The following is a 19,062-nucleotide window of genomic DNA, read 5'->3' as shown; positions in this document are numbered from 1 at the left end:
CTCAAGTGGCATCTCGCGGAGATCGTCCTGCGAGGTGGCCGCGGCGGTGCGAAGCCTTCCCGCGAGATGCCACTTGTGCGCGACTCTTGCGGCGAGTCGCGCTCACAAGTGGCATCTCGCGGCGAGGTGGCGGGCGGCGTAGCTGCGCCAGGGCGCCCAGGGGCGAGCGGCCGCGGCGAGGGCTCGGGGAGTCGAGGGGAGGCCGAGTGCGGCGGCGCCGGCGCGGACGGCGCGGTCGTGGGCCGGGAAGACGTCCGGGTCGCCGGTGATCCGCGCCGCGACGGACGCGGCCGTGGCCGGGTCGATGCCGTCGTTGGCGAGCAGGCGCTCCACCAGGTCCTCGCGGCGGAGGCCCGCGTCCAGGCGCAGAGTGCCGTCAGCCAGGAGGGCCGCACTCCGCCGGACCGTCTCGTTCCGGTGTTCGGAGCCACGCAGCACGTCCGCTCCGTTCTCCGCGATCGCCGCGGGGGAAGGGAACGCGTGGGTGACGCCGCCGGCGGCGAGGCCGACGGGCAGCGGCTCGCCGAGCGCCGCGACCAGCCGGGCCAGCGCCGTGCGCGCGACCGCGGTCGGCGCACCGAGCCCGATCAGCGCGCGCAGCAGGGTCTCGGCCGGGTCGACGGAGCCCGCCAGTCGGATCCCGGGAGTCGCGGAGACCAGCGGCGCCAGCACCGGATCGGCGCCGAGCGCCTCGTCGATCGCGGCGGAGTCGGCGTCGAGGTCGAGCAGCCGGCGCACCCGCGCGACCAGGGGGCCGACATCGGCCACCGAGACCAGGGTCGCGGTGCAGCGGATCGCCTCGCCGTCCGGCTCGAGCCGCACGACCGCCGGGCCGCCGGGCAGCGCGAGCGAGCGCGAGTACCGGCCCGGCCCCGCCTCCTCGAGCCCCGGAACTGCGTCGGCGCCGAGGACGGCGAGCACGCCCGGATCGAACGGTGCCCGCACGGCGAGCCGCAGCTCGAGCGTCGTCGCGCCCGCGTGCACGGCCGCCTCCGACCGGCCTCCCCGGGCCGAGGCCCGCAGCGCGCTCGGGCTCCGCTCGTACACCTCCTGGATCGTCGCGTTGAACTGCCGGATGCTCGCGAACCCCGCGGCGAACGCCACCTCCGAGACCGGCAGCTCCGTGCCGGTGAGCAGCAGCCGCGCGGTCTGTGCGCGCTGCGCCCGGGCCAGGGCGAGCGGAGGCGCGCCCAGCTCGACCCGCAGGATCCGTCCGAGCTGCCGGGCGCCGTAGCCCAGGCGCCCGGCCAGCCCCTCGACCCCCTCGCGATCGACCACACCGTCGCCGATCAGCCGCATCGCGCGCGCCGCGGTGTCGTCGCGGAGGTTCCACTCGGGCGACCCGGGCACCGCATCGGGGAGGCAGCGCTTGCAGGCGCGCAGGCCCGCCTCGTGCGCGGCCGCCGCGGTCGGATAGAACCGGACGTTCGCGGGCCGGGGCGTCGTGGCGGGACAGCTCGGCCGGCAGTAGATGCCGGTCGAGTGCACCCCGGTGATGAAGCGGCCGTCGAAGCGGGAGTCGCGCGAGGCGACCGCGCGGTAGCGCTCCTCGAACAGCGGATCCTCGACCATGCTCCGAGCCTGGCACGCCCCGCGCCTGGAGGATCGCGGGAATCGGACACGGCCCCGCGAGCTGCGCCGCTGCCCACCCGCACGACGGAGCCGCTTCGCGACTCGGCGGTGAGGGGAGGATGCGGCGGCGCCCCTCTTCATGGTGGCGGATCTCGATACGCCCGCTGCGCGGGCTACTCGATCAGCATGGACTTCCCACACCGACGAGGTCATGGTGGTCGAGTAGCCCCGGAGGGGCGTATCGAGACCCGCCGTCGATCAGGGCGGGTCTGCAGACTCGACCTTCTGATGGTGGTGGATCTCGATACGCCCGCTGTGCGGGCTACTCGATCACCCTGGCGGTCCCGCGGCGCTCCCCACCCGCACCCGCTGTCAACCGCCGGACCGCGCGCCCGCCGGTGCCCTACTCTCGGAGCCCATGAGCGCCTATCCGCCGCCGGCCCCCGCCCGCCCCTCGATCGTCCCGACGGTGCTGGGCGCGATCGGCGTCGCGCTGCTGGGGGTCCTGCTGCTCCTCGTCCTCGCCTACGTCGTCTCCGGGCTCGGCGCGACCGCGGCCGGGATCTGCGCGGTCGTCGCCCTGGTACCGCTGCTGATCGTGCTGGCCGGCGTCCGCTGGGTCGACCGCTGGGAGCCGGAGGCGCCGCTCGGCCTCTGGTTCGCCTTCCTCTGGGGAGCGGCCGGCTCGGTGGCCATCTCGCTGCTGGTCGACCTCGGCGTGCAGATCGCGGTCTACGCCTCCGGTGCGCAGCCGAGCGAGTCGGACTTCGTCGGCGCCGTGATCCAGGCGCCGATCGTCGAGGAGTCGGCGAAGGGCCTCGGCGTCCTGCTGATCCTGCTGATCTGGCGCCGCAGCTTCGACGGACCGGTCGACGGCATCGTCTACGCAGCGGTCGTCGCCTCCGGCTTCGCCTTCGTCGAGAACATCCTCTACTTCGGCAGCGCGCTGGTGGAGGGCGGCCTCGGCTCGCTCGCCGTCACGTTCTTCCTCCGCGGGGTGCTGTCGCCCTTCGCGCACGTGCTCTTCACGTCCTGCACCGGCGCGGCCCTCGGGTTCGCGATGAGCCGCCCGCCGGCCGCGCGCCTGCCGATCGCGCTCCTGGGACTCGCCCTCGCGGCGTTCCTGCACGCGCTCTGGAACGGCTCGTCCTTCCTCGTCGCCGACTGGTTCGGGTTCTACGGGGTCGTGCAGGTGCCACTGTTCGTCGTCGCGGTCGTGGTCGTGGTGCTCCTGCGCCGGCAGGAGCGGCGGGTCACGCTCGCGCGACTCGGCGACTACTCGGCTGCCGGCTGGCTCTCGCCGACCGAGGTGCGGATGATCGGCACCGCCGAGGGTCGTCGCACCGCGGCGCGCTGGGCCCGGGTGGCCGGGGGCGACCGGCCCCGGGCGATGCGCGGCTTCATCCGCTCTGCGACGAGGCTCGCGCACGTGCGCCAGCAGCAGCTCGCCGGCCGCGGCGGTCGAGCGGCCGCCGTCGACGAGCGCGTGCTGCTCGACGAGCTCGTCGCCCGCCGCGCGGCGCTCACCGGCGGCTGAGCGGTCCGGACCGAGGGATCAGCGGGCCGCGAGGTCCGCGAGAGGACAGGAGCAGGACATGGCGGACGCCATCGAGATCGCGGCCGGCGACGGCAGGACGATCGTCGTCCACGACAGCGGCGACGAGGGGCGGCCGCTGCTCTGGCAGCACGGCTCCCCGCAGACCGGCGCCCTGCTCGCCCCGGTGCTCGAGGCCGCCCGCGCGCGCGGACTCCGTCTCCTCTCCTACGCGCGCCCCGGCTACGGCGGCTCGACCGCGCAGCCGGGCCGCGACGTCGCCTCCGCGGCGGAGGACGTCCGCGCCGTGCTCGACGCGCTGGGACTCGACCGGATCCTCACCGCGGGCGCCTCGGGCGGCGGCCCGCACGCCCTGGCCTGCGCCGCACTGCTCACCGACCGGGTCGACGGCGTCGCCGTCCTCGCCTCACCAGCCCCGGACGACGGCGACCCCGCCTGGTTCGACGGCATGGCCGCTCCGGGCGGCCTCGCCTCGGCGCGAGACGGCCGCGAGGCGCGCGCCCGCTTCGCCGAGACCGACGAGTTCGACCCCGAGTCGTTCGTCGCGGCCGACTACGCGGCCCTCGAGTCGGAGTGGGCGGCCCTCGGCGAGGACGTCGCGCGCTCGGAGCAGTGGGGTGACGGCGGTCTGATCGACGACGACGTCGCCTTCGCCGCGCCGTGGGGAGTCGACCTCGCGGCGATCCGCTGCCCGGTCGTCCTCGTCCAGGGCGGCCTCGACCGCGTGATCCCGGCGCAGCACGCGCGACGGCTCCGGGCGCTGCTCCCGACCGCCGAGCTGATCGAGCACCCGGACGACGGCCACGTCTCGGTGCTGCGTCGGCTGCCCGAGGCGCTCGACCGCCTTCTCGCCCTGCGCTGATCGCTCCGTGCGGAGGGCGGATCGTCGATCGCCCCGTGCCGACCCGGAGTCGGCGGCCTCAGTCGGCGCGCAGCACCCGGCGCTCGCCGGCGGTCACCGCGACGCCGAGGCGGTTCTGCGCGGGCGGCAGCGGGCAGTTGTAGTGCGGCGAGAACCCGCACGGCGGGATGTAGGCGCGGTTGAAGTCGAGCAGCACCGGGCCGGGCGTCCCGGCGTCGGCCGCTCCGCCCAGGCGCTGCACCACGAGGAACCGGCCGACCGGGTAGCTCTTCAGCTCCGGGTCGTCACTGCGGTTGGTCGGGTCGCCGAACGGGACGAGCAGCGTGCCGCCGTCGTCGAACGCGGCGACCGTGTACTCGTGCGCCCGCCCGTCGTCGACGAGCGAGAAGGTGATGTCGCCGGGCACGACGAGGTCGCGCGTCGCCCCGTTGTCGCGCAGGTGCTCGAACGGGATGGTGCGCGCGTCGTCGACCGGCTCGAACCAGGCCTCGAGCACCCAGGCGGCGTCGAAGGGGAAGGTCTCGATCGCGTCGAACGAGCGGATGCCCTCGGAGGCCGCGTCCCAGACGCGGTAGCCGTACTCCTCCTCGCCGGTGTCCAGGCTCGCGCGGCGCATCCGGGTGAGGGTCGCGGTCGGCCCGTAGCCGGCCAGCGCGGCCTCGTCGTCGACGCTCTCGCCCGGCTCCAGCCAGCGGGTCTCGACCAGGGCCAGGTCGCCGCGCGGGCCGGTGACCCGCTCGGCGCGGCGCGCGAGCCACGACTCCCAGCCGGCGCGGGCCGACTCGGTGGTGTCGATCGAGGCGCGGGAGGGGGCGGTGACAGTGCTGCTCGTCGAAGGCATGCACCGTGCAACGCGGGGGCGGCCGCTTCTCTTCCCGAGGGAGTTGAAGGAGCCGAGGGGGACGAGGGACCCGAGGGGATCGAGGGCGCCGCAGATGAGACGGCTCTCATCTTCGTCTCACACCCGGCTTACGCCCCGTCGGGAGGCTGTGAGCACGGGTCGAGGATCCGCCGCGGCCACCGGGCCGCGCTCATCGCCTTCGAGGGGAACGACATGGTCATCCGCATCGCCCTGTACTCGCACGACTCGGTGGGGCTCGGCCACGTGCGGCGCAACGTCGCTCTCGCGCACGCCCTGAACAGCGCGCTGCCCGAGCTGCTCGGCGAGGAGGTGACCGGCCTGCTGGTGACGGGTCAGTCCTCCGCCACCGCGTTCGCCGCGCCCGACGGCTGGGACTGGCTCGCGCTCCCCGGCGTCACCACCGGCGAGCAGGGCTACCGCTCGCGCCACCTCGACGTCGAGCTGCGCATTCTGACCAGCCTGCGCGGCGACGTCGTCCGCGCCGGTCTCGCCGCCTTCGCCCCCGACCTGGTGATCGTCGACCGGCACGCGTTCGGCGTGCACGGCGAGCTCGAGCCCGCGCTGCGCGCCGTCCGCTCTGCGAATCCCGCCGCGGTCGTCGTGCTCGGACTGCGCGACGTGCTCGACCGCCGCTCCGCGACCTCGGCCGAGTGGAAGGCGATCGGCGGGGCCGGTGCCGTCCGCGAGCTGTACGACGCCGTCTGGGTCTACGGCGACCCGACCGTGCACGACCCGGCGGCCACCGGCGAGATCCCGCGCGGGCTGCACGACCTCGTCGCGCACACCGGCTTCCTCGCGAACGGCCGGCTCGGCGCCGGTCACTCCGTGGTCGAGGAGCCCTTCGTCCTCACCACCGTCGGCGGCGGCTCGGACGGCCGGGCGATCGCCGAGGCGGCGGTCGCGGCGGAGGTGCCGGTCGGCTACCGACACGTCGTCGTCACCGGACCGCAGATGCCGGCCGAGCACCGGCGGGCGATCCGCGCCGCCGCCGGCCCCGCGACCACGGTGGTCCGCTCGGTCCCGGACGCGCTCGCGCTGCTGCGCCGGGCCTCCGCCGTGGTGAGCATGGGCGGCTACAACACCGTCTGCGAGGTGATGAGCACCACGGTGCCGGCCCTGATCGTGCCGCGCTCGCACCGCCGCCAGGAGCAGCGGCTGCGGGCGGAGGCGCTCGAGGCCTGCGGCGCCGTCGAGGTCCTCGCGCCCGCCGAGGTCAGCGCCGAGCGGCTCGGCGCCTGGTTCGCGGCGAGGGTCGGCACCGAGGTGCAGCGCACGGGGATCGACCTCGACGGTCTCGCCGCCGTCGGTCCGCTCGCCGCCCGTCTCGTCACCGCCGCCCGCGGCACCGCGGCCGAGGAGGCGGACCGTGCCGTCTGACGCTCCGGCCCCCACCCCGCCCGCCGCCCCTGTCCCGTCCGCCACCGCCCCCGGAGGAGCCCCGATGCCCCGCACCGCCTACGTCCTCAAGGTCTACCCGCGCTTCTCCGAGACCTTCGTCGTCTCCGAGATCCTGGCCCGCGAGGCCGCGGGGGAGGACCTGGTGATCTTCTCGCTGCGCGCGCCCGACGACCCGCGCTTCCACCCCGAGCTGGCCCGGGTGAGCGCACCGGTGCGCTACCTCGACAAGCCGGTCAAGGCGTCCGCCCTCTGGCAGGGCCTGCGGGCCGCCGAGCAGTCGCCGGAGCTGCTGGCCGCCGTCGGCCGGCTGCTGCCGGAGCTGCTGCGCGCGAGCCCGGAGGACGCGGCGCAGGCCGTGCAGCTCGCCGCCGCCGTCCAGCGCGAGGGCGTGACGCACCTGCACGCGCACTTCGCCTCGAGCGCCACCACGGTCACCCGGCTCGCCTCGCTGCTCACGGGAGTGCCCTACTCCTTCACCGCGCACGCCAAGGACCTCTTCCACGAGTCCGTCGACGCCGCGGACCTGGAGCGCAAGCTCGCCGGCGCCCGCTTCGCCGTCACGGTCAGCGACTACAACGTGCTGCACCTGGCCGCGCGCTTCCCGGCAGCGAGCGCCCGGGTGCACCGGGTCTACAACGGGCTCGAGCTCGAGCGCTTCGCCTTCTCGCCGCGGCCCGAGCGCACCGGCGTGCTCCGGGTCGCCGCGGTCGGCCGGCTGGTCGAGAAGAAGGGCTTCTCGGTGCTCGTCGACGCCGTCGCGATGCTCGCCCTCGGCGGGACCGCCGTCCAGGTCGAGATCGCAGGCGGAGGCGAGCTGCACGACGCGCTCGCCGAGCGGATCCGCGCCGCCGGCCTCGACGGGAGCGTCCGGCTGCTCGGCCCGGTGCCGCAGAACGAGGTCGCGGAGCTGCTGCGCCGCGCCGACGTCTTCGTCGCTCCCTGCGTGGTCGGCGCCGACGGCAACGCCGACGGTCTGCCGACCGTGCTGCTGGAGGCGATGGCGACCGGGGTGCCCTGCATCTCGACCGCGGTCACCGGGATCCCCGAGGTGATCCGCGACGGCGACACCGGAGTCCTCTGCCGTCCGGGCCGCGCGGACGACCTCGCCCGCGCGCTGCAACGGGTGGTGGATCCCGACTTCGACACCGCCGGGATCGCCGCCCGCGCCCGCGCGCTGGTGGAGCGCGAGTTCGACTCCCGAGGGCAGGCGCGCACGCTCGCCGCGCTGACCCTCGCGGCGCCCGCGCCCGCCCAGCCCGCGGCGGCGGCGGCCTGATGCGCGTCGCGTTCGTCTGCGCCGACCCCGGCGTGCCGGTCTTCGGCAGCAAGGGCTCCTCCGTCCACGCCCAGGAGATCCTCCGCGCCTACCGCGCGCGCGGCGACGAGGTCCGCGTCTACTGCGCCCGGGCCGGCGACAGCGTCCCCGCCGACCTGCAGGACGTCGAGGTGCTGGAGCACCGCACCCGCGTGCAGGACCCGGCCGCGCGCGAGCGTGCCGTGGAGGAGGCCGCCGCCCACCTCGCCGAGGCGGTCGTGCTCGACGGCTGCGACCTCGTGCACGAGCGCTACTCCCTCTTCAGCCGCGCCTCCGCCCTGGTCTCGCGTGCCCTGGGCGTCCCCGCGGTGCTCGAGGTGAACGCGCCGCTGATCGACGAGCAGCGCGAGCACCGCGTCCTCGTCGACGAGGCGCGAGCGGAGCAGGCGACCCGCGCGGTGCTGTCCTCGGCCGCGGTCGTCGCCTGCGTCTCCGAGCCCGTCGCCCGCTGGGCCGCCGAGCACGGCGCCGCCGCACCGCTGGTCGCGCCCAACGGCGTGAACACCCGCCGCATCCAGCCCGGCCCCGCGCGCTCCGGCGGCCCGCTCGTCGTCGGCTTCGTCGGCACCCTCAAGCCGTGGCACGGCGTCGGCGGCCTGCTCGACGCCGTCGCGCTGCTCGACCCCGAGCGCGTCCGCCTCCTGGTGATCGGCGACGGCCCGGAGGGACCGGCCCTGCGCGAGCAGGCCGGGCGCCTCGGCCTCGACGTCGAGTTCACCGGCGCCGTCGCCCCCGCGGACATGCCGGCGCAGCTCGCCCGCCTCGACGTCGGCGTCGCGCCCTACCCGGCGCGCGAGGGCCAGGACTACTTCTCGCCGCTCAAGGTCTACGAGTACCTGGCCGCCGGTCTGCCCGTGATCGCCACCGCCGTCGGGCAGATCCCCGCGATCCTCCGGCACGGGGTCACCGGCCTCGTCGTCGAGCCGGGGCGGCCGGAGGCGCTCGCCGCGGCCGTCGCGGACCTCGCCGCCGACCCCGCCCGCCGCCGCGCGATGGGCGCCGCCGCCCGGGCTGACGCGGTCGCCGAGCACGACTGGTCGCGGGTGCTCGAGCGGATCCTCGCCGCTGTCCCCGTCGATCGTTCCGCGGGCAGGCGCATCGACGACGTGCGCACCGGCACCGGCACCAGCACCGACAGCACCGAGGAGGCCGCCGCATGAGCCGCACGAGCCGCAGCACCCCCGACCCCGGCGCCCTCCGCCGCAGCCTCGGCATCGTCCGCCCGCACCTGCGCGAGCACCGCTTTCTGATGCTCGGCGGCCTCGTCGCGTTGCTGGCCGAGGTGATCCTCCGGGTCCTCGAGCCGTGGCCGCTGAAGATCGTGATCGACAGCGTCAGCGCGAGCCTGGGCGCCACGGCCGGCGCCAACGCCGGCACCCCGCCCGCCACCATCGGCCTCCTCGTCGCCTGCGGCGCGATCCTGCTCGGCCTGGTGGGCCTGCGCGCGATCACCGCCTACCTCTCCACGATCGCCTTCGCGCTGGTCGGCTCGCGGGTCGCGACCGCGCTCCGCGCCCGCGTCTTCGCGCACGTGCAGGCCCTCTCGCTGCGGTACCACACGGTCTCCTCGGCCGGTGACACGGTGCAGCGGCTGGTCGGCGACATCGGCCGGCTGCAGGAGGTCGCGGTCACCGCCGGGCTCCCGCTGGTCGGCAACGTGATCACGCTGGTCGTCCTGACCGTCGTGATGCTGTGGCTGGATCCGCTGCTCACACTGGTCGTGATCGGCGCCGCGATCGTCTATCTCGTCTCCTCCCGCCGCAGCTCGAGCTCGATCACCAGCGCCTCGCGCTCCACCCGCAAGGGCGAGGGCGCGCTGGCCGACACCGCCGCGCAGACCCTCGGCGCGATCCGCGTCGTCCAGGCCTACGGGCTGGAGAAGGAGGTGGGCGGCGCGTTCGACCGCGGCAACGCGACGGCGCTGCACCAGGGAGTGAAGGCCCGGCGGCTCGCCGCCGCGCTCGAGCGCCGGACCGACGTGATCGTCGGCGCCGCGACCGCCCTCGTGCTGGCCGGCGGCGGCTGGCGGGTGCTCGAGGGGCAGATGACTCCGGGCGATCTCGTGGTCTTCACGATGTACCTCAAGATCGCTATGCGCCCGCTGAAGGACCTCGCGAAGTACACCGGCCGGATCGCGCGCGCCGCCGCCTCGGGCGAGCGGGTCGCCGACCTCCTCGACGAGGAGATCGAGGTGCACGACCGCCCGGGCGCGCGAGCGCTGGTCACGACGGCGGGTGCCGTCTCGTTCGAGGCGATCGGCGTCGACGACGGCTACGGCCGCGCGCTCTTCACCGACCTGTCGCTGCAGCTGCGCGGCGGCGAGAGCGTCTGCCTGCTCGGTGCCTCGGGTGCCGGCAAGTCGACGCTCGTGAGCCTGCTCGTGCGCGCCTCCGACCCGCGCCGCGGCCGCATCGCGATCGACGGGACGGATCTGCGCGACGCGACGCTCGCGAGCCTGCGCTCGAGCATCTCGCTGCTGCTGCAGGACTCGGTCCTCTTCGCCACGACGGTCCGCGAGAACATCCGCTACGGACGCCTCGACGCGAGCGACGCCGACGTGGAGGAGGCCGCCCGCCGCGCGAACGCGCTCGACTTCGTGCTGGCGCTGCCGCACGGCTTCGAGACCGTGCTCGGCGAGCGCGGCGGGACCCTCTCCGGCGGGCAGCGTCAGCGGATCGCCATCGCCCGTGCGCTGCTGCGCGACGCGCCGGTGGTCGTCCTCGACGAGGCGACGACCGGGCTCGATCCGGAGGCGCGCGCCCAGGTCGCGCAGTCGCTCGCCGAGCTCACCCGCGGCCGCACCACGATCTCGATCACCCACGACCCCGCCGCGATCGCGGGCGCCGACCGCCTGCTCTGGCTCGAGGACGGCCGCATCGTCGAGGACGGGACACCCGAGGAGCTGCTCGGCCGCGACTCCCGCGTCGCCGCCTGGTTCCATCGCGCCGCGGCGACCGAGCCCGGAGCGGAGGTGCGCGCATGAGCGCCCGCACCGGCGCCGACAGGTCCGCCGTCACGACCGCCGTCACGACCACCGTCACGGAGGCGGCCGTCGCCGACCTCGCCCGCCGCGACCCGGCGCTGCCCGCGCTCGCCGAGCTCCTCGACCCCCGGCGCCTCGCCGAGGCCCTGGGCCGTCCCGTGCGGGTCACCCGCCGCCGCTGGAAGCGCTCCGCGGACGTCGTGGCCGCCTTCGACTCGGCCGACGGCCCGGGCTGGATCGCCTCCTACGCCGACCCGGCCAAGCTCGACAAGACGCGCGAGCGCGCCGCCCGCGTGGGCGTCGAGCTGCGCGAGCACCCGAGGCTCGCGGCCGTGAGCGGACCGGTGCGCGCCGATCGCGAGCTCTCGCCGACACTGCGGCGTCTCGCGCTCGCCGAGCCGGGACTCCTCGAGCGCTCGCAGGTGCTCCGGCACAATCCGCACCGCCGGCTGGTCCTGGCGGACGGGTCGCGCGTCGTCAAGATCGTGCCGCGCGGAGCCGCCGCCTCGGTCGCCGAGGTCGCGCGCGTGCAGGCGGAGCTGGCCGCGCAGGGCGTGCCGGTGCTCGTGCCGACGGTGCTCGGCTCCGGAGCGGCGTCGACTCCGTGGTGGGGCGAGGGCGATCTCGCCGGGCACCCTTCGGCCGGCGGCGCCGAGGCCGCCGGTGCGGCACTCGCCCGGCTGCACGAGGTGCGCGGAGTGCGCGTGCCCGGCGGCTCCCGCGCCGAGGTCGCGACGGCGGTCCGCGCGCTCGTCGACCTCGCGCCGGGCCTCGCTCCGCGGCTCGAGCGACTCGGCGCGGCCCTGGCCGTCGAGGCTCCCGCCCGCTCGGTCGTCGTGCACGGCGACTTCTCCGCCGACCAGGTCCTCGTCGGCGACGGCGTCCGCCTGATCGACTTCGACCGCGTCCGTCGCGACGAGCCCGAGCGCGATCTCGGCGGGCTGGTCGCGGCCGAGGCCCCCGGCTCCGCCCTCGCGGAGGCGCTGCTCGACGCCTACCGGGCAGCCGGGGGAGTCATCGACGAGGCGGCGCTGCGCCGTCGCACGGCCTCGAGCGTGCTGCTGCGCGCGGTCGAGCCCTTCCGCACCGCGCTGCCGGACTGGCGCGAGCGCCTCGACGACGCCGTCGCCCGCGCCGAGGAGGTGCTCGGATGACGACCGCCCCGGACCTGCTGAGCTTGCCGAGTGCGCTGAGCGCGGCGCCCGCCGTTCCCGCCGAGGTCGTCGAGGACGGCGTGAGGTGGACCGTCTCGCGCGCCTGGCCGTCCCGCGACGGAGCGGATCTCGAGGCCCGCACCGCCGGCTCGCCCGAGGTGCGCGCCGGCCGCTGGACCGCCGAGCGAGGTGTCCGGCTGCTCCCGGTCGGCACCGACCGCCGCCTCCCGGCGCTCGAGCACGCCCGCCGTGAGGGCGCCGTGATCGTGCACCGGCCCGGCCGCCGTGCCGTGGTGCGCGCCGCAGACGGCAGCAGCTTCCTCAAGGTCCTCCGCCCGCAGGCCGCCCCCGCGGTGGTCGCGGCCCACCGGAGCGCCGAGGCGTTCGCCGCGGGCTTCGACCTGCCGCGGCTGCTGCACCGCCCGGACGACCCGGAGGGACTCGTCCGCTTCTCGGCGCTGCCCGGACGCACCGTCCTCGAGGTCGGCTCCGACCCGCGGACCACCGCCGTCCAGTGGCGTGCGCTCTGGGGGCGCTGGGCCGAGGGCTGGGCGCTCCTGCCCGCGGCGCCGGCCGAGCTGCCCGAGCACGGCCCGGAGGCGGAGGCCGCCGTCGTCACGCGCTGGGCGGCCCTCGCCGCGCCACTGCTCCTCCCCGGGCTGCGCGCCGAGGTGCTCGCGGCCGCCGAGCGGGTGGCGGAGTCACTCCTCGCGGGGCCCGTCGAGCCGCTCGTGCTCTCCCATCGCGACCTGCACGACAAGCAGCTGCTGGTCGCGGAGAGCGGGCTCGCCCTGCTCGACCTCGACACCGCCGCACGGGCCGAGGCGGCGCTCGACCTCGGCAACCTGCGGGCCCACCTGCGGCTGCGCACCGCGCAGGGCCTGCTGCCCGCGGATCTCGCCACCCGGGCCGCCGCCGTCGTGGACCGGGCGGCCGAGCACGCGGGCGCCTCGCCCGAGCGCCTCGCGGCCTGCGAGACCGCGACCCGGTTCCGCCTCGCCTGCCTCTACCTCTTCCGCCCGGCCTGGCGCTCGTCGGCCGCCCACTCGCTCACCCGCCTCGCTGGAAGGATCATCGCTCCATGAGAAGATCATCAGGAAACCCGTTCCGCCGCCCCGATCCCGACACGACCGATCAGGAGACGCCGATGCCCCGTCGCGGGCCCGTCCTGCTCGCCGCCGCGGCGGCCCTCTGCCTGGCCGCGATCGCCGGGGGAGTCGTCACCGTCGCGAGCGCGCTGCAGCAGCCCCCGCAGGTCACCGAGATCGGCTCGACGCCCGTCGTCGGACCGAGCCGCGCCCCCGGTGCCGGCGAGACCCCGGGCGCCGACCCGTCGAGCACCGATCCGGCCGGCGACCCGGCCGGCGCCGATCCCGCCGCGACCGATCCCGCCGCCGTGGACCCCGCCGCCACGACGGCGCCCCCGGCCCGGCCGCACCGGCCCCGCAGAGCCCGGCCGCCGAGCAGGGCGGCGGCACCGCCCCCGTCCCGGTCGTGCCGGTCCCGGCCCCTGCGCCGGCCGACGGGGACGACGACGGCGACGACGAGGACACCGACGACCCGGACGACGACATCGACGACGACACGGACGACTGAGGACGGTGCCCGTCCCGGTACCGCTCGGCGCCGGTGGAGGACCGCTCCGCCTCAGCCCACCATCCGGTAGCCCATGCCGCGCACCGTCTCGATCCGCTCGGCCCCGATCTTGCCGCGCAGATACCGCACGTAGACGTCGACGACGTTCGAGCCCGGATCGAAGTCGAACCCCCAGACCCGGCTCAGCAGCTGCTCCCGGCTGAGCACCTGCTCCGGGTGGCGGAGGAACTCCTCCGCCAGCGCGAACTCCCGCGCCGAGAGGTCGAGCGTGCTGCCCTCGACCGTCGCCCGGCGAGAGCGCAGATCGAGGGTCACTCCGCCGTGCACGAGCAGGCCGTCGTCCTCGGCCGGACCCGAGCCCGCCGCTGCGTCGCGCAGCCGCACCCGGATCCGCGCGAGCAGCTCGTCGAAGCGGAACGGCTTGGCGAGGTAGTCGTTCGCGCCGAGGTCGAGCCCCTCGACCGTGTCGCCGACGGAGCTGCGCGCCGTCAGCATGATCACCGGCAGTGTCGCCCCCTCCGCCCGCAGCGTGCGCAGCACGGCGAAGCCGTCCATGCCGGGCAGGCCGACGTCCAGCAGCACGAGGTCGAACCCGCCGTTGCGCAGATACGCGAGCGCGTCGTCGCCGCGCGCCGCCCGGGTCGTCGTGTAGCCGGCCGAGCGCAGGCCCTTCTCGACGAAGGCGGCGATGCGCTCCTCGTCCTCGGCGATGAGGATGGTGCTCACTGTGCTCGTCCTCTCGGGGGAACGTCGGTCGATTCGTCGTCGGCGGGGGAGCGCCGCTCGAGGGGGAGCGAGAGCGCGAAGCGGGTGCCGCGGCCGGGGACGGAGTCGAGCTCGACCCGGCCGCCGTGCGCGCGGGCGATCGCGGAGACGATCGCGAGGCCGAGCCCGGAGCCGCGGATGCCGCGACCGTCGTCGACGCGGCCGAAGCGCTCGAAGATCCGCTCGCGCGCCGCGGCCGGGATCCCGGGTCCCTCGTCGGTGACGAACAGCTCGACCCGGTCGCCGCGCCGCTCGCTGCCGAGCACGACCGCCGAGCCCTCCGGGCTGTACTTCGCGGCGTTGTCGGCCAGCTGCAGCCAGGCCTGGGTGAGCCGCGCCGGATCCGCGTTCACCTGCACCTCGGCCACGGGCCCTGCCCGCCAGTCGCGTCCGGGGATCACCGCGACCTTCGCCAGCACCCGCCGGGTGAGCTCGCCGACGTCGACCGGCTGCAGCGGGACGCGGTCCTCGCGCTCGGCCTCCGACAGCTCGGCGATGTCCTCCAGCAGGTGCCCCATCCGGTCCAGCTCGTCGAGCGCTATGGCGCGAGTGGCCTCGACGTCGCAGGGGTCGCGGGCGTCGACGAGCTCGAGGTGGCCCCGGACGATCGTGATCGGCGTGCCCAGCTCGTGGCGCACGTCCGCCAGCAGCCGCCGCTGTGCGTCGAACGAGCCCTCGAGCCGCCCGATCATGTCGTTCACGGTGCGGGTCAGGTCGGAGACGTCGTCGTCTCCGCCGACCGGGATCCGCTCGCCGAGATCGGTCGCGGTGATCCGGGACGCGGTGCGCCGCAGCTCGCGGATCGGGGAGAGCAGGCGACCCGCGACGAACCAGCCCACGAGTCCCGTCGCCGCGAGCGCCAGCGCGGCGATCACGGCGTAGCTCCGCGACACGTCCGCGAGGTCGGAGAGCCGAGCATCGGTGTCGACCGCCGTCACGTACACCCCGGCCGCGTCCGAGCCCTCGACGCGCAGGGGCACAGCGGCGTAGCGGAGCGTCCCGTCCTCCGTCTCGCCCCAGCCGAGCACCGTCGCTCCCGCCGCCGTCTCTCCCGACACGCGGGCGAGGAAGTCGGGGTCGTCGTCGAGCAGGAAGCTGAGGGCGTAGGGCTGCGGCTCCCAGCGGGCGATTCCGTCGACCAGGCCCACGGTGCTCCCGTCCAGCCGCGGCAGCACCTGCCCGAGGACGGTCCGCAGCAGGGCGTCGATGTCGGTGAACCCGGAGCCGTCCGTGGGAGCCGCGGTGAGCGGCGACTCGTCCGGCTCGATCCGAGTCGCCTCGGCGGGGGACTCCACGATCGTTCGCACGCTCTCGACCTGCTGGCGCAGCTCCTCGTCGATCGAGGCGAGGATCCGGTCGCGCTGCAGCAGGAACGACGCGCCCCCCGAGACCAGCAGGCCGAGCGCGGTGACGACCAGGATCGCCGCGAGGATCCGCACCCGGACGGAGCGCAGGCGGCGCACCGGGGCGAGCGCGGGTGTCGGAGTCATGCGGGCTCCCGAGGGCGTGGCCGTGCGTGGGCAGGCGGTCGAGAGCCCTGAGGTTCCCGCCCTCATCATCGCAGCAGCTCGCACGGATCACTGAGAAGCTTCTCAGGAGGAGCGGGGACGGGACCGCGCGAACCTGCCCGTTAAAGACCTCGACGCCCTGCGGCAGCGGCAGGGCCGGCTGCTCTGACGGGGCGTCGAGCTCTTCTTGACCGACAGCATGCGCCTCTCGGCGGCCGTCCGCAAGAGGGCGGCGCCGTTCGCCCACGGCGAGGCGCGAGAAGCCCCGTCGCGCGGGTCGGCACCCGCGCGGTCGTTAGACTGGACCGCCTGTTTTCGACGGTCCCCGGAGCGCATCCGCCTCCCGCCCGAGACCGCGGAACCGGCAGGGAAGGGCGCACGATGACGGACAGCGACACGATCCTCGAGTCCGAGCTCTCGCGCGAGCGCGCGTACGTGGCGGGGCTCTACGCCCGCCTCGACGAGCTGATCGCGCAGTCCAGGGAGGCGCTCGACTCGGTCCGGATCGAGAGCGTCGGCGGCAACCACCAGAGCCGGTCCGAGCGCGACGCGTTCGCGCGCCTCTACGAGGACCGCATCCGCTCGCTCTCCGGCGCCGACGACCGCCTCGCCTTCGGCCGGCTCACTCTCGCCGACGCCGAGACCGAGCACCGCTACATCGGCCGCATCGGCCTCCGCGACGACGAGCAGGACACCCTGCTGCTCGACTGGCGCGCCCCCCAGTCGGCCGCCTTCTACCAGGCCACCGCCGCCCGCCCGATGGGCACCCGCGCCCGCCGGCACCTGACCCTCCGCGGCCGCGAGGTGATCCGCTTCGAGGACGAGGTCTTCGACGAGGAGCTGCTCCGCGAGGGCACGGCGCTCCAGGGCGAGGGCGCGCTGATGGCGGCTCTCGGCGCCCAGCGCACGGGACGGATGCACGACATCGTCGCGACCATCCAGAGCGAGCAGGACCGCATCATCCGCTCCGAGCTGCGCGGCGTGCTCGTCGTGCAGGGCGGCCCGGGCACCGGCAAGACCGCGGTGGCGCTGCACCGCGCCGCCTACCTCCTCTACTCGCACCGCGACCGGATCGCGTCCTCGGGTGTCCTCGTCGTCGGGCCGTCGCGCTCCTTCCTGCGCTACATCGAGGCGGTGCTGCCCTCGCTCGGCGAGACCGGCGTCGTGCTCTCCACCCTCGGCCAGCTCTACCCGGGCCTCGACCTGATCGAGGAGGACCGCCCCGCGGTCGCCCGGGTCAAGGGCTCCGCGCGGATGGCCGAGCTGCTCAAGCGCGCCGTCCGCTCGCGCCAGGCCGTGCCAGCCGAGACGCTGGTCCTCGACGTCAACGGCGAGAAGCTGCGGCTCGAGCCGCACGAGGTGGAGCGGGCGATCACCCGCGCCCGCGACTCGCGCAAGCCGCACAACGAGGCCCGCGTCACCTTCGTCAAGGCGATGATCACCCAGCTGACCAGGCAGCTCGCCGACCAGCTCCGCAGCCACGGCAACACGGTCGACGAGGCCGACGAGGCGGTCCTCCGCGAGGACGTCCGCACCGCGTACGACGTCCGCGTCGCCCTCAACACCGCGTGGATCCCGCTCACCCCGGAGAAGCTGCTGCAGGACCTCTACGCGCGGCCGAACTGGTTCGCCTCGCTCACCCCGCGCTGGACCCCGGACCAGCGCGCCCTGCTCCGCCGCGACCGCGATGCCGCCTTCACCGTCTCGGACGTGCCGCTGCTCGACGAGGCGGCCGAGCTCCTCGGCGCCTACGACGACCACGCCGACGCGCAGAAGAAGGCCGAGAAGGAGCAGCGCCGCCGCGACGTCGAGAACGCCGAGGCCGCGATCCGCAACATGGGCGTCGACGGGCTGGTCAACGCCAAGGACCTCGCGGCCGGCTTCGCCGAGCGCACCAGCGTCGGCGCCACCGCCGAGCGCGCGGCGGCAGACCGCTCCTGGACCTACGGGCACGTCGTGGTCGACGAGGCGCAGGAGCTCTCGCCGATGCAGTGGCGGGTGCTGCTGCGGCGCTGCCCGATGCGCTCCTTCACCATCGTCGGCGACGTCGCCCAGGCCTCCGGCGCCTCGGCCGCGTCCAGCTGGGACGCCGCCCTCCGCGACACCTTCGGCCGGCAGGGCCGCGACGGCGAGGCCGCGCCGTGGCGCCTCGAGGAGCTGACCGTCAACTACCGCACGCCCGCGCAGATCGTCGCCTACGCCGAGCGCACCGCGCGCGAGAACGGGCTCGAGATCACCCCGGGCGAGGCGGTGCGCTCCACGGAGTGGCCGGTCCGCACGGTGCGCGACCGCGGCGGCGCCGTGCTCGCCGACCGGGTGCTCGCCGTCGTCCTGGAGGACCGCGCGATCGGGGACGGCACGCTCGCCGTGATCGCGCCCGACGACGAGCTCGACGCGATCACCGCGCGGCTGGAGCAGGAGCTCGGCCGCGAGGTCGGCCGCGGCTCCCGGGGACTCGACCGTCCGGTCGCCGTGCTCTCGACGGCCGATGCGAAGGGGCTCGAGTTCGACTCCGTCGTGATCGCCCGGCCGCGGCTGATCGCGGCGGAGGAGCGCGGCGCCGCCTCGCTGTACGTCGCGATGACCCGGCCGACCCAGCGCCTCACGCTGGTCGAGTGAGCCGGTCGGAGTGGCGGCCGGCGGGGATCGAGCGTCCAGGGCGTCCCTCCTAGGATGGAGAGCATGAGCAGCGAGAACCTGACCAAGCCCGAGCTCGACGCCCCCGACGGCCCGGCCCCCGACACCCTCGTCGTCGAGGACCTCGTCATCGGCGACGGCGCCGAGGCCCAGCCCGGCTCCACCGTCGACGTGCACTACCTCGGCGTCGAGTACGACACCGGCGAGGAGTTCGACTCCTCCTGGAGCCGCAACCAGTCGATCAACTTCCCCCTCAACAACCTCATCCGCGCCTGGCAGCAGGGCATCCCCGGCATGAAGGTCGGCGGCCGTCGCAAGCTGGTCTGCCCGCCCGCCCTCGCCTACGGCCCCGCCGGCGGAGGCCACCCCCTCTCCGGCAAGACCCTCATCTTCGTGATCGACCTCCTCGGCACCAAGTAGCCCGCTGGTCGAGTAGCCCCGCAGGGGTCGACCATGCTGGTCGAGTAGCCCCGTAGGGGCGTATCGAGACCCACACCGCAAGCACCGAAGGCGCAGCCCCCGTTCACCGGGGCCTGCGCCTTCGTCGTTCCCCGCCGCCGCCCCTCAGCGCGGCTGCGCCCTCTTCACCCGATCGACCAGCTCGCGCCAGGCCCCGTCGAGCTCCGTCTCGCCGAGCCGCACAGTATGCGTCTGCACTCGGATCTCGTAGACGAACCGGTCGGGCCGCCCGGCGGGGGTCGTCGCGGCGCGCGGCCGGTCGTCCCAGTCGAGCGAGCCGAGCAGGTCGTGCCACGCGCGCTCATCCGGCTGCGCATCCACATTGATCCGCCAGACCCGGCGGAGCCCGGCGAAGCCGCCACTGCGCGACACGATCACATCCATGGCCGCGATCGT

At 75.5% G+C, this 19,062-nt stretch carries 15 protein-coding genes; 10 read left to right on the top strand and 5 right to left on the bottom strand.

Annotated features, from left to right (window positions below; all coding sequences use genetic code 11):
• Positions 1-102: 102 nt before the first annotated feature.
• Positions 103-1,572: an Ada metal-binding domain-containing protein gene (locus C1I64_RS09990; RefSeq protein ID WP_127887093.1), complete on the bottom strand. Its 1,470-nt coding sequence runs from the start codon at positions 1,570-1,572 to the stop codon at positions 103-105.
• Between the two features lie 418 nt (positions 1,573-1,990).
• On the opposite strand from C1I64_RS09990, the gene C1I64_RS09985 reads away from it, so the two are divergent.
• Positions 1,991-3,109 carry a PrsW family intramembrane metalloprotease gene (locus C1I64_RS09985; RefSeq protein ID WP_127887092.1) on the top strand — a complete coding sequence of 373 codons (1,119 nt, stop codon included), beginning with the start codon at positions 1,991-1,993 and terminating at the stop codon, positions 3,107-3,109.
• Between the two features lie 58 nt (positions 3,110-3,167).
• Positions 3,168-3,989, top strand: a complete 822-nt coding sequence (locus C1I64_RS09980; RefSeq protein WP_127887091.1) for an alpha/beta fold hydrolase — start codon at positions 3,168-3,170, stop codon at positions 3,987-3,989.
• 58 nt (positions 3,990-4,047) lie between these two features.
• On the opposite strand, the gene C1I64_RS09975 is transcribed toward C1I64_RS09980, so the two are convergent.
• Complete coding sequence (locus tag C1I64_RS09975; protein ID WP_127887090.1) at positions 4,048-4,830, bottom strand: DUF1684 domain-containing protein; 783 nt, start codon at positions 4,828-4,830, stop codon at positions 4,048-4,050.
• 213 nt (positions 4,831-5,043) lie between these two features.
• On the opposite strand from C1I64_RS09975, the gene C1I64_RS09970 reads away from it, so the two are divergent.
• From C1I64_RS09970 to C1I64_RS09945, 6 genes are all read left to right on the top strand, one after another.
• The gene (locus C1I64_RS09970; protein WP_127887089.1) at positions 5,044-6,228 is read left to right on the top strand and encodes a glycosyltransferase family protein; all 1,185 of its coding nucleotides are present in this window, start codon (positions 5,044-5,046) and stop codon (positions 6,226-6,228) included.
• A 64-nt stretch (positions 6,229-6,292) separates the two neighbouring features.
• Complete coding sequence (locus C1I64_RS09965) at positions 6,293-7,525, top strand: glycosyltransferase (RefSeq protein ID WP_127887088.1); 1,233 nt, start codon at positions 6,293-6,295, stop codon at positions 7,523-7,525.
• Positions 7,525-8,724 carry a glycosyltransferase family 4 protein gene (locus C1I64_RS09960; protein WP_127887087.1) on the top strand — a complete coding sequence of 400 codons (1,200 nt, stop codon included), beginning with the start codon at positions 7,525-7,527 and terminating at the stop codon, positions 8,722-8,724. Before C1I64_RS09965 ends, C1I64_RS09960 begins: the two co-directional genes overlap by 1 nt.
• Positions 8,721-10,547, top strand: a complete 1,827-nt coding sequence (locus tag C1I64_RS09955; RefSeq protein WP_127887086.1) for an ABC transporter ATP-binding protein — start codon at positions 8,721-8,723, stop codon at positions 10,545-10,547. Before C1I64_RS09960 ends, C1I64_RS09955 begins: the two co-directional genes overlap by 4 nt.
• Positions 10,544-11,701: an aminoglycoside phosphotransferase family protein gene (locus C1I64_RS09950; RefSeq protein WP_127887085.1), complete on the top strand. Its 1,158-nt coding sequence runs from the start codon at positions 10,544-10,546 to the stop codon at positions 11,699-11,701. Before C1I64_RS09955 ends, C1I64_RS09950 begins: the two co-directional genes overlap by 4 nt.
• On the top strand, positions 11,698-12,786 hold the full coding sequence (locus C1I64_RS09945; protein ID WP_127887084.1) for a hypothetical protein: 1,089 nt from the start codon (positions 11,698-11,700) through the stop codon (positions 12,784-12,786). Before C1I64_RS09950 ends, C1I64_RS09945 begins: the two co-directional genes overlap by 4 nt.
• Before the next feature lie 562 nt (positions 12,787-13,348).
• On the opposite strand, the gene C1I64_RS09940 is transcribed toward C1I64_RS09945, so the two are convergent.
• Positions 13,349-14,023 (bottom strand): response regulator transcription factor, encoded by a 675-nt coding sequence (locus C1I64_RS09940; protein WP_127887083.1) that lies wholly within the window; start codon positions 14,021-14,023, stop codon positions 13,349-13,351.
• Entirely contained in the window at positions 14,020-15,552 is a 1,533-nt protein-coding gene (locus C1I64_RS09935; protein ID WP_164874503.1) for a sensor histidine kinase, read from the bottom strand. The genes C1I64_RS09940 and C1I64_RS09935 overlap by 4 nt, the downstream gene beginning before the upstream one ends.
• Positions 15,553-15,951: 399 nt before the next feature.
• On the opposite strand from C1I64_RS09935, the gene C1I64_RS09930 reads away from it, so the two are divergent.
• Positions 15,952-18,189 carry a HelD family protein gene (locus C1I64_RS09930; RefSeq protein WP_127887081.1) on the top strand — a complete coding sequence of 746 codons (2,238 nt, stop codon included), beginning with the start codon at positions 15,952-15,954 and terminating at the stop codon, positions 18,187-18,189.
• Positions 18,190-18,252: 63 nt separating this feature from the next.
• On the top strand, positions 18,253-18,627 hold the full coding sequence (locus C1I64_RS09925) for an FKBP-type peptidyl-prolyl cis-trans isomerase (protein WP_056042273.1): 375 nt from the start codon (positions 18,253-18,255) through the stop codon (positions 18,625-18,627).
• 144 nt (positions 18,628-18,771) lie between these two features.
• On the opposite strand, the gene C1I64_RS09920 is transcribed toward C1I64_RS09925, so the two are convergent.
• Positions 18,772-19,050 (bottom strand): protealysin inhibitor emfourin, encoded by a 279-nt coding sequence (locus C1I64_RS09920; protein WP_127887080.1) that lies wholly within the window; start codon positions 19,048-19,050, stop codon positions 18,772-18,774.
• Between the last annotated feature and the right edge of the window lie 12 nt (positions 19,051-19,062).

This window comes from Rathayibacter festucae DSM 15932, from assembly GCF_004011135.1.
Classification (GTDB): Bacteria; Actinomycetota; Actinomycetes; order Actinomycetales; family Microbacteriaceae; genus Rathayibacter; species Rathayibacter festucae.
This window is presented reverse-complemented; position numbering and strand designations above follow the sequence as displayed.